Source organism: Streptomyces odonnellii, from assembly GCF_000981895.1.
Lineage (GTDB): Bacteria > Actinomycetota > Actinomycetes > Streptomycetales > Streptomycetaceae > Streptomyces > Streptomyces odonnellii.
Genome location: NZ_LATD01000353.1, coordinates 1 through 10,404, shown reverse-complemented (window position 1 = coordinate 10,404; position 10,404 = coordinate 1). Strand labels below are relative to the sequence as shown.

Here is a 10,404-nt window from a genome sequence, read left to right as displayed (position 1 = left end):
CCCGTCTCCGGCCAGGCGTTTCCCCGCCCGGCGCCCTGCCCGGCGGCGGTGGCGGCGGCGGTGGGCGGCGTGGGAGTGGGCCGGAGTACGGAGGACTGAGTACGCGTACTCAGCAGGGGAGTTGAGTAGGCGCGCGGATGGGGCGTCACCTGCGCGGACGGAAGAGTGGGGAGCACGGAAGGGGCGCGGCGCCGGCACCGCCGACACGGGGCGGCGGAACGGCGCGGCTCCCCCGACGGAACGGGGGCGCACGACGGAGGGCCCGGGACCACGGGGGATCACGGGGATTCGGGCTCTCCGGTTCACGTATCACCGGTTCATGTATCACGGGGAAACGGGTGCCGGTGGGCACCAGCACGTGGCAGGTACGGAAGTCCGGTGCGGCTCGACAGGACCGAGCCGCACCGGACTTTTCCGTGCACTGCCTTTCGCGCTGCCCGCGCGCCCTCCCCGTACGCGCCCTCGCTGTACGCGCCTTCCTCGCACGTGTCGTACCGACGGCCGAGTTGTGCGCCGGCCAGTTGGCACAGAACCGACTCCGAACGCACGAGCGAAGCAAAATCGCAGGTCAGAGCCGATTGTCAGTGGTGCCCCTCAAGATGGACACATACGGCCACAGCGCCGTCACACGACGACAGGAGGTTCGTCATGGCCAGCTCCTACGCCGGTGCCGCGCGCCGGCCTCGTACAGACGGCCCTGCCCCCTCACTGACCGGACCGCCCACCGACGTCCATCCCGTGCGCCGCCGGGCCTCGGCGCCGCCGGCGGCCCTCGATCTGCTCGCCCAGGCCCGTACGGGACTCGACGAGGCAGCCACGCTGGACACTCCGAACGAGCGCTATGCCACCGCCCATCTCGCGGCCCTGCGGACCGCCGCCGCGGTGCTCGCGGCCCGTGGCCGCCCCGAGACCACCCCGCGCGGGCGCCGCCGGATCAGGAGCGCCTGGGACGTCCTGCCCGAGATAGCCCCCGAGCTGACCGAGTGGAGCGCGCTCTTCGCCTCGGGCGCCCAGCGTAGGGCGCGCGCCGAGGCGGGCATCCGGGGCGCGGCGAGCAGCCGTGACGCCGACGATCTGCTGCGCGACACCGCCATGTTCCTGCGCCTGGTGGAGCGGCTGCTCGTGCTGGAGCCGATGCTGCCCGGGCCGGCGGCCGAGGGGCCGCGGCAGGGGGGCGCCGCTGGATGAGCCGGTGGGACGGCCGAGGCAATAGGGTGGGCGGAGCCCGCACCGTTCCACGCCCCGCCGCCCGCGGCGGCACCGCGCCGAGGAGTCAACTGCCGTGTCGGACCGTTCCCCTGTCACCGGTGGGGAGACGCCATCGCGTCCCCGCGGCTCCCTCCGTACCGCCGTGGTCTGGGAGGTCCTGAAGGACGCTCTCGAACGCCGGGCCAAGGTGGCGGGGACGGACGTCCTGGACGTGCTCGACACGGGAGGGGGCACGGGCAGCTTCGCGGTGCCGGTCGCCCGTCTGGGGCATCGGGTCACCGTGGTCGACCCCAGCCCGAACGCGCTCTTCGCGCTGGAGCGCCGGGCGGCCGAGGCGGGCGTGGCCGAGCGCGTCCGCGGGGTGCAGGGCGACATCCATGGGCTCTTCGACGTGGTGGAGCGCGGCGGCTTCGACGCGGTCCTGTGCCACGGCGTCCTGGAGTACGTGGACGACCCGGCGCAGGACGTACGGAACGCGGTGGACGCGCTCCGCCCGGACGGCGCGCTCAGCCTGCTCGCGGCGGGCCTGGGCGGCGCCGTGCTGGCCCGGGCGCTCGCCGGGCACTTCAACGAGGCCAGGCAGGCGCTCACCGACCCGGAGGGACGCTGGGGCGAGGGCGACCCGGTGCCCCGGCGCTTCACCGCCGGGCAACTGACGGATCTGGCGGCGGGCGCCGGTCTGCGGATCGGGGCCGTCCATGGTGTACGGGTCTTCGCGGACCTGGTCCCCGGCAGCCTGGTGGACACCGAGCCCGGGGCCCTGGAGGCCCTGCTGAAGCTCGAAGCGGCCGCCGCCGAGCTGCCCGCCTTCCACTCGGTGGCCACCCAGCTCCATGTCCTGGGCGAGAAGCGGGACTGAGTCCGGCGGGGGCCGCGCGGTGATCGCCGGGCTGATCAGCGGCGCAGCCGTGGATGGTGTGCGCCACAGGCCCCCCGATGGGGCGCCGGGCGCCGTATGATCGATGTACACCATCCGGCATGACGGATCGGTGGTTGGGGAATCAACGCCTCAACAACCGAGCCGACATGTCGGCCCAGAATGGCGAAATGGCGTTGAGGGCGGGTTTCACGGGGGCGATTCCCTGCCTATCCTTGAAGGAGCCGCATAGCGGTCGCCCCCCGCGACCGACGACTAGGAGGACTCCGTGCCGCTCTCGGAGCACGAGCAGCGAATGCTCGAGCAAATGGAGCGAGCGCTGTACGCCGAAGATCCCAAGTTCGCGACAGCGCTTGAGGGAAGCGGGCTGCGTACGTACACCCGGCGACGGGTCTACCAGGCAGTGGCAGGCTTCCTGGTGGGTATCGCGCTCCTCATGGCCGGAATGGTCGCCCAGCAGATCTGGATCAGCGTGGTGGGATTCCTCGTCATGCTGGGCTGTGCGGTCCTGGCGGTCACAGGGTGGCGCAAGGCGCCCAAGCCGGGTGAGCAGCCGACATCGGGCACGGCCCCGGCAGCCCAGCGACAACCGAGACAGCGTCGCTCGATGATGAACCGGATCGAGCAGCGGTGGCAGCGCCGCCGTGACGAACAGGGCCAGTGAGTCCCCGCGGTTCCTGGATTTGACCGTACGGCTGAGGGGCGAACGCACAATGCGTTCGCCCCTCAGCCGTTTCCGGATCAGCCCGTACCCGCTTCCCGGATCAGTCCTTCCCCGGCGCGAGCGGGAAGGCGCGTCAGCGGGTGAGAGCCGGTCCCGGAGTGTCCGTACGGGGACGGCGCCTGCCCCAGCGGGCCGTGACCGCCCGCCAGCGGGCCGCAGCGGCCCAGACCACTCGTACGGACGAGCGCGGCACCAGCAGTGCCCGCAGCCGGGTCCAGCGGCTCACCGGGGCGCGCAGCCCCGCGCGGATCAGCCGGGCGTCCTCGGCCAGCCCCGTACCCGGCCGGGGCTCCCGCGCGTACAGCACCTGCTCCACGGAGCCCGCCACCCGGTGCACCGCCTCCGCCGCCGGGCCGTCCAGCTTGCCCAGCCGTACCAGCCGGGCGGCCGTCCTGCGCGGTGTCTGCGCGTCGTCCGGCGGGATGCCGAGGTCCCAGGCCGTATCGGTTATCTCCTGCCAGACGGCGAGTGTCCGCGCCCGGGCGTCGGCCTCCGTACGGCCACGAGAGCCCAGCCGTCTCGCCCGCGCGTCGGTCCGCAACAGCAGAGGCAACAGGGTGAGCGTGATCAGCCCCGCCAGCAGCACCACGGCCCGGCCGATCACCAGCAGGCCGCCCCACAGGCCGCCCGAGTCCGTGGGCGGTGCAGCAGCGCCCGGCGCGATCGTGGCGCACTCGGCCGCGGGCGTCGGCTGTGCCTGGCAGCTCTCGGAGGCGGACGGTGCGACCGACGGCGCGGCCGAGGCGCTGGCCTCGGGGCGACTCGGGTCGCTCTCGTCACTGGTGGGGGCGTCCGGGCGGGTGTAGTCGGGGGCGGTGCCACGGCTCGGGGTCGGCTCGAAACGGGTCCAGCCGACCCCCTCGAAATACAGCTCCGGCCAGGCGTGCGCGTCACGCAGCCCGACGGACATACTGCCGTCCGACTGCGGGGAGCCCGGGGTGAAGCCCACCGCCACCCGCGCCGGTATGCCCAGGGTGCGGGCCATGGCGGCCATCGTGAACGAGAAGTGGACGCAGAAGCCTTCCCTGTTCTTCAGGAAGCGCGTGATCGCGGTGACTCCGGTGCCCGAGTCGACCTGGGTGTCATAGGTGAAGCCCCCGTCCAGCGCGAACCAGTCCTGAAGCCTGACGGCCCTCTCGTAGTCGTTGGCCGCGCCCTCGGTGACCTCCAGGGCGGTCGTCCTGACCACGGTCGGCAGGAAGGACGGGACCTCGGTGTACTCGCGGCGCAGGGCTCTCGGGGCCTCGGGCGCGGAGGCGAGCTGCTCCGCGGTCGGATTCACCATGAGGCTGCTGACCTGGTACTGGGCCCCGCGTGTCGACTGCCCCCGGTCGCCCACCAGCGTCCGGCCCTCGGGCTCGAAGCGCCAGTCGCCGTCGATCTTCACCCTGCTCGCCGGATAGGGCATCGGCAGATAGTTCTGCTGGTACCAGCCCGCTGCCGAGATCGTGGTGGTGATCTCGCGGGTGCTGACCGCCCGGCTGAGGCCCGGCGGGTCGGGCAGCCGGTCCGGTACGTCCTCGACCTTGCGCTGCGAGAATTTCCAGGCCGTGCCGTCGAACCGGTCCAGCGCCATGATCCGCAGATACATGTTCTGGGTGTTGGGCGCGTTGGTCTTGTAGCTCAGGGCCTCGCGGTCCGTGGGCTGATTGAGATTGTCCTGGAGCGAGACCAGCGGATTCACCGCGGAGATGGTGCCCCCGCCGCCCAGCCCCGAGCCGTTCCCGCTGCCCGCGTTCGCCAGCAGCCCGCCGTCCAGGGTGGGCAGGGCAGCCGGGACCGCCAGGGCGATCCCCAGCGCGACCACCCCGATCCTGCGGCCGGTACGGACCGGGGCGGGCGCACGGCCCGCCGCCTCCAGACCGGCCGCGAACCGGCCCTGCGCGCGCGAGGCACCGCCGAACACCCGGCCCCACTGCGACAGCCGGTCCCGCCCCTCGGCCAGGAGCAGCAGCAGATAGCCGGACGCCGCGAGCAGGAACCACAGCCAGCCGCCCTCGCCGCCGGAGAGCCCCGCCGCGACCGAGTACAGCGCGAGCAGCGGCAGCCCCGCCGGGGCCGCGCTGCGGAAGGTCACCGCGAGGGCGTCCACCGCGAGCCCGATCACCACGACACCGCCCACCAGCATCAGCCTGATGCCGTCGGTCGCCGGCGCCGGTATCGCGTACCGCCCGACATCCTCGCCGCCCGCTGTCAGCAGCCGCCCGAACTCCTGGAAGACCCCCGGTGAGGGCAGGAAGCCGAGCAGCGCCCGGTCCGACGCGAAGACCACCGTGAGCATCAGCAACACAGCGGCGGCCTGGAGCGCCACGGTCAGCGATCTCGCCAGCGGCGCCCGTCTGGCCAGCGCGCCCACCCCGCTCACCAGCGCCACCATGATCGCGGCGTGCAGCAGCCAGGTGGCCGGCCGGACCAGCGGTACCAGCGCGCCCGCCGCCATCAGCGTGGCGGCGAAGGCGCACAGCGCCAGCCTTCCACGACCGCTCATGCCCATCCTCCGGAGAAGCTTGTCGTGCCGCCCGGGACGGCCGATTCCGAGCGCTGTCGCGCCGCCAGCCGCCACAGCTCGGGCAGTGCCGCGCCCGAGGGCACGACCAGCGCCGTCCAGCCCGCCTCGCGGAGCTGCCGCAGCCGCTCCTCGACCTGGCTGTCGGCCCCGAGGCCGGGCGCCCAGCCCGTACTGTCGAGCACGAAGGCGACGGCTGTGCCGCTGCGCTGCCGCATCCGGGCCGCCACCGCGGTCTGTTCCTCGTCCAGATCGCCGAAGAACGCCACCAGCAGCCCCTCGCCGCCGCGCAGGACCTCGTACGCCGCCGAGAGGCCCGTCTCCTCGGAGTGGTCGACCACCGCGAGGGTGTCCATCAGCAGCCCGGCCGAGTCGGCCGCGCCCTGAGTCGCCCCGGCATAGCCGTCCGCGCCGTCGCCCGGCACCGAGTCGCCGGTGTCCGTCAACAGCCTTACCGCGAAGCCGTGTTCCAGCAGATGCACCAGCACCGAGGCCGCGCCTGACACCGCCCACTCGAAGGCCGAGTCGGGCCCCGACCCTTCGTAGGCGCTCCGTCTGGTGTCCAGCAGTACGGTGCACCGCGCCCGCTGCGGCTGTTCCTCACGGCGCACCATCAACTCGCCGTACCGCGCGGTGGAGCGCCAGTGCACCCGGCGCAGATCGTCACCGTGCCGGTAGCCGCGGGGGATCACATCGTCCTCGCCGGCCAGCGCCTGCGAGCGCTGCCGCCCGTCGCCGTACCCCGAGGACTCGCCCATGAGCCGCACCGGCGGCAGCGGTTCGGTGCGCGGGACGACCGTCAGGGTGTCGAACGCGCTGAACGAACGCGTCAGTTCGCACATGCCGAAGGGGTCGCTCAGCCGGAGCTGAAGCGGCCCCAGCGGATACCGGCCGCGCAGATCCGAACGCACCCGGTAGGACACCTCACGCCGGCCGCCCGGCTCCACCCGGTCCAGCACGAACCGGGGCCGCGGGCCCAGCACATACGGCACATGGTCCTGGAGCATCAGCAGCCCCGTGGGCATCCGCGTGACGTTGTCCATCCGGAGCTGCACCCGCGCCTCGGAGCCCGCGGGGACCCGGGAGGGCGACAGCCGTCGGCTGCCCGCCACCCGGTAGCGGGTGTGGTACAGGACGGCCACACAGATCAGCGGCAGCGCGGCCAGCAGGAACCCGACCCGCAGCAGATCCGACTGGCCCAGGACGAAGGCGCAGACCGCCGCGGCGATACCGGCGGCCAGGAACGACCGGCCGCGTGTGGTCAGTCCGGCCAGGGCGGGCCGCAGTCCGCCCCGCTCCTCGCCGTCCGCCGCGGCCGGCCCCGCGGATGCCATCACAGCCGCCGTACGCCGGCCTGCCGGCCGTAGAGCGGCCCGCCGGGCCCGCCGACACCGTTGCCGGGACCACCGGGCATGCCCGCCGCCTGACGGCCCTGGCCGTGCCCGCCGTCGGTGGGCACCGGGGTGCGCTGCAGGATCTCCAGCACGACCTGCTCGGCCGTACGGCGGTTCAACTGGGCCTGGGCCGTGGGCAGCAGCCGGTGCGCCAGCACCGCGACCGCCAGCGCCTGGACATCGTCCGGCAGCGCGTAGTCCCGGCCGCTCAGCGCCGCCGCGGCCTTCGCCGCGCGCAGCAGATGGAGCGTGGCGCGTGGTGAGGCGCCCAGTCTGATGTCCGCGTGGTTGCGCGTCGCGCCCACCAGGTCCACCGCGTACCGCCGTACGGAATCGGCGACATGCACCGTACGCACCGCGTCTATCAGCTTCACGATGTCATGCGCGTGCGCCACCGGCTGGAGGTCGTCCAGCGGGGAGATCCCGCCGTGCACGTCCAGCATCTGCAACTCGGCCTCCGCGCTGGGGTAGCCGATCGACACCCGGGCCATGAAGCGGTCGCGCTGCGCCTCGGGCAGCGGATACGTGCCTTCCATCTCCACCGGGTTCTGGGTGGCCACCACCATGAAGGGGCTGGGCAGTTCATAACTCTGCCCGTCGATGGTGACCTGGCGCTCCTCCATGGACTCCAGCAGTGCCGACTGGGTCTTGGGCGAAGCGCGGTTGATTTCGTCGCCGATCACGATCTGGGCGAAGATCGCGCCCGGTTTGAACTCGAAGTCCCGCCGCTGCTGGTCGAAGATGGACACCCCGGTGATGTCCGACGGCAGCAGGTCGGGAGTGAACTGAATACGCCGCACCGAACAGTCGATGGACCGCGCCAGCGCTTTGGCCAGCATCGTCTTGCCCACGCCGGGGACATCTTCGATCAGAAGATGCCCCTCGGCGAGGAGCACGGTCAGCGAAAGCCGTACGACCTCAGGCTTGCCCTCGATCACACCCTCCACCGATGTGCGGACACGCTCCGCTGTGGTGGTCAGATCAGTGAGGCTCGCTCGATCGTCATAGGTCGTCACCCGGCCCTCCTCGGCCCTTTCCACGGGCCGATGCTCATCGGACGGCCCGGCCCACCCCGAAACACGGACACCGTCCGCGGAAAGTTCCGGAACGCTGTCACAGACGCATTCTTGTTGCCGTTACCGCTTCGTGTCACTCGCCTGTGGATAAGTGGGAGGGATATGTCGGCTTTGCCGTCCAAGTCGTGCCGGTGGCGGTCAGGTGACCGGGTCGATCTCTCTCAACAGGCCCGTCTTCACGTCGAAGACAAACCCTCGGATGTCGTCCCTGTGCAGCAGGAAGGGCGATGTCCTGATGCGCTGCATCGACTGCCGTACGTCCTGGTCGACGTCGCGGAACGACTCCACGGCCCATGAAGGCCGCTGTCCGACCTCCATCTCCAGCTCGTGCCGGAAGTCCTCGGTGAGGCTCTCCAGGCCGCAGCCGGTGTGGTGGATCAGCACCACGCTGCGGGTGCCGAGTGCGCGCTGGCTGATGGTGAGGGAGCGTACGACGTCGTCGGTGACCACGCCGCCGGCGTTACGGATGGTGTGACAGTCGCCCAGGGAGAGGCCGAGGGCGTCGTGCAGGTCGAGTCGGGCGTCCATGCAGGCGACCACGGCCACGCGCAGGACGGGCCGTGCGTCCATCCCCGGGTCCGTGAACCCGGCGGCGTAGAGGTGGTTCGCGTCTACGAGACGGTCCGTGACCGTCCCGCCGGTACGTGCCGCACCGGCGGGAGCCGCGAAGGGCTCGGTGGGCAGGTGTGCGGAAGTCGACATAGCTATGACGGTAATGGCCCGGCGCCGGTTCGGCCCGGTGTGAGAGCGGACAAAGAACGTCAACTTGGCTTGGTGTGAGCTACCCCACAAGAGTGAGTATGGCGAGCCTGAGCGGGTGAATTGTTCCGTTTATGGTCTTGTGGTGAGTGATTCCGGCGACGCGCTGGCCGGTTCCTTGACCGGGAACCGCACCTGGCGGTGGACTAAAGTGGCGCGAAGATCCCGGGCACGCCCCGGGCACATTCCGAATTCCCCGCGAGTGCGGCGTACGTGCGGCTCGGCCTCCTCCCGCTCGACGGTCGGCCGACGCCCTTCCCGGCGCCGGCGGACCTCCCCTTCTGAGCGGGCGGGGACCCGGCGGTACGTATGACCGCGCCGGACCTGAGAGGGCGCATGAGCGAGCGCAGCCAGCGAGTCACGGAAGGCCGCGCGCCCGCGGAACGTACCGGCAGCGGCCCCCGGGAGGAGCGGGTATGAACCAGGTCCGGCACGTCCCCGTGATGCTCCAGCGGTGCCTCGACCTGCTGGCCCCCGCCCTCGCCGAGCCCGGCGCGGTCGTCGTGGACTGCACCCTCGGCCTCGGCGGCCACAGCGAGGCCCTGCTCACCGCCTTCCCCGCCGCCCGGCTGATCGCCCTCGACCGTGACCAGGAGGCGCTGCGGCTCTCCGCCGAGCGGCTCGCCCCGTACGCCGACCGCGCCACCCTCGTGCACGCCGTCTACGACGAGCTGCCCGAGGTCCTCGACCGGCTGGGAACCCCCCGTGTCCAGGGTGTCCTCTTCGACCTCGGTGTCTCCTCGATGCAGCTCGACGAGGCGGAGCGCGGCTTCGCGTACGCCCAGGACTCGCCGCTCGACATGCGTATGGACCAGACGGCCGGAGTCAGCGCCGCCGAGGTCCTCAACACCTATCCGCCCGGCGAACTGGTCCGGATCCTGCGCGCGTACGGTGAGGAGAAACAGGCCAGGAGGATCGTCTCCGCGATCGTCAGGGAGCGCGAGAAGGAGCCCTTCACCCGCAGCGCCCGGCTCGTCGAGCTGATCCGCGACGCCCTGCCCCAGGCCGCCAAGCGCACCGGTGGCAACCCCGCCAAGCGCACCTTCCAGGCCCTGCGCATCGAGGTCAACGGCGAGCTGGCCGTACTGGAGCGGGCGATCCCGGCGGCCGTGGCGCGCCTCGCCGTCGGCGGCCGCATCGCGGTCCTCTCGTACCACTCGCTGGAGGACCGTCTCGTCAAACAGGTCTTCGCGGCCGGCGCCACGGGCACCGCGCCGCCCGGCCTGCCCGTCGTACCGGAGCAGTACCAGCCCCGGCTCGAACTGCTCACCCGCGGCGCCGAGCTGCCCACGGAGGAAGAGGTCGCGGAGAACCGGCGCGCGGCTCCGGCCCGGCTGCGGGGAGCGCGGCGGATCCGGGAGGACGTGCGGTGAGCGGACCGTCCAAGCACCTCCGGGGACGGGCGGCACGGCTCGCCGAACTGATGCCGTCCGGGGCCAGTTCGGCGGCCCGCACCCCCTTCGTCCTGCTGGTCGTCGTGCTCCTCGGCGGCGGACTGATCATCCTGCTGCTGCTGAACTCGTCGCTCAACGAAGGCTCGTTCCGGCTCAGCGAACTCAAGAAGCGCACCACCGACCTCACCGACGAGCAGCAGGCGCTGCAGCGGGACGTGGACGCCCATCTGGCGCCGAACGCCCTGGAGCGCCGGGCCCGCGAGCTGGGCATGGTGCCCGGCGGCAGCCCCGCCTTCCTCAATCCCGACGGGACGGTACGGGGAGTGCCCGCAGCGGCCGACAGTCCGGTGCCCGCGCAGCCGACCGGCCAGCCGTCCGTACCGCCGTACGGGATGGACACGATGGAGGAGACACCGCCGACGGCTCCGGAGCCGGTGCCCGTCCCCTCGTCGCCGGCCCCCGCCG

9 protein-coding genes are annotated in these 10,404 nt (G+C 72.2%); 5 read left to right on the top strand and 4 right to left on the bottom strand.

The window, feature by feature from the left end; genetic code table 11:
• Positions 1–648 precede the first annotated feature (648 nt).
• The 3 genes from WH07_RS29045 to WH07_RS29035 all read left to right on the top strand — a co-directional run bounded on the left by WH07_RS29045 (position 649) and on the right by WH07_RS29035 (position 2,750).
• Positions 649–1,188 (top strand): SAV_6107 family HEPN domain-containing protein, encoded by a 540-nt coding sequence (locus WH07_RS29045; RefSeq protein ID WP_046506304.1) that lies wholly within the window; start codon positions 649–651, stop codon positions 1,186–1,188.
• 94 nt (positions 1,189–1,282) lie between these two features.
• Complete coding sequence (locus WH07_RS29040; protein WP_046506301.1) at positions 1,283–2,068, top strand: class I SAM-dependent methyltransferase; 786 nt, start codon at positions 1,283–1,285, stop codon at positions 2,066–2,068.
• 286 nt (positions 2,069–2,354) lie between these two features.
• On the top strand, positions 2,355–2,750 hold the full coding sequence (locus WH07_RS29035; protein WP_046506299.1) for a DUF3040 domain-containing protein: 396 nt from the start codon (positions 2,355–2,357) through the stop codon (positions 2,748–2,750).
• Between the two features lie 133 nt (positions 2,751–2,883).
• On the opposite strand, the gene WH07_RS29030 is transcribed toward WH07_RS29035, so the two are convergent.
• From WH07_RS29030 to WH07_RS29015, 4 genes are all read right to left on the bottom strand, one after another.
• Positions 2,884–5,298: a transglutaminase TgpA family protein gene (locus tag WH07_RS29030; protein ID WP_046506296.1), complete on the bottom strand. Its 2,415-nt coding sequence runs from the start codon at positions 5,296–5,298 to the stop codon at positions 2,884–2,886.
• Complete coding sequence (locus WH07_RS29025; RefSeq protein ID WP_046506293.1) at positions 5,295–6,650, bottom strand: DUF58 domain-containing protein; 1,356 nt, start codon at positions 6,648–6,650, stop codon at positions 5,295–5,297. Before WH07_RS29025 ends, WH07_RS29030 begins: the two co-directional genes overlap by 4 nt.
• The gene (locus WH07_RS29020) at positions 6,650–7,726 is read right to left on the bottom strand and encodes an AAA family ATPase (protein ID WP_046506311.1); all 1,077 of its coding nucleotides are present in this window, start codon (positions 7,724–7,726) and stop codon (positions 6,650–6,652) included. The genes WH07_RS29025 and WH07_RS29020 overlap by 1 nt, the downstream gene beginning before the upstream one ends.
• A gap of 198 nt (positions 7,727–7,924) precedes the next feature.
• The gene (locus WH07_RS29015) at positions 7,925–8,488 is read right to left on the bottom strand and encodes a beta-class carbonic anhydrase (RefSeq protein WP_046506291.1); all 564 of its coding nucleotides are present in this window, start codon (positions 8,486–8,488) and stop codon (positions 7,925–7,927) included.
• A 473-nt stretch (positions 8,489–8,961) separates the two neighbouring features.
• On the opposite strand from WH07_RS29015, the gene rsmH reads away from it, so the two are divergent.
• On the top strand, positions 8,962–9,918 hold the full coding sequence (gene rsmH / locus WH07_RS29010; protein WP_046506289.1) for a 16S rRNA (cytosine(1402)-N(4))-methyltransferase RsmH: 957 nt from the start codon (positions 8,962–8,964) through the stop codon (positions 9,916–9,918).
• A partial coding sequence (locus WH07_RS29005; RefSeq protein ID WP_232789094.1) for a hypothetical protein occupies positions 9,915–10,404 on the top strand: 490 nt, incomplete at its 3' end. The genes rsmH and WH07_RS29005, both read left to right, overlap by 4 nt.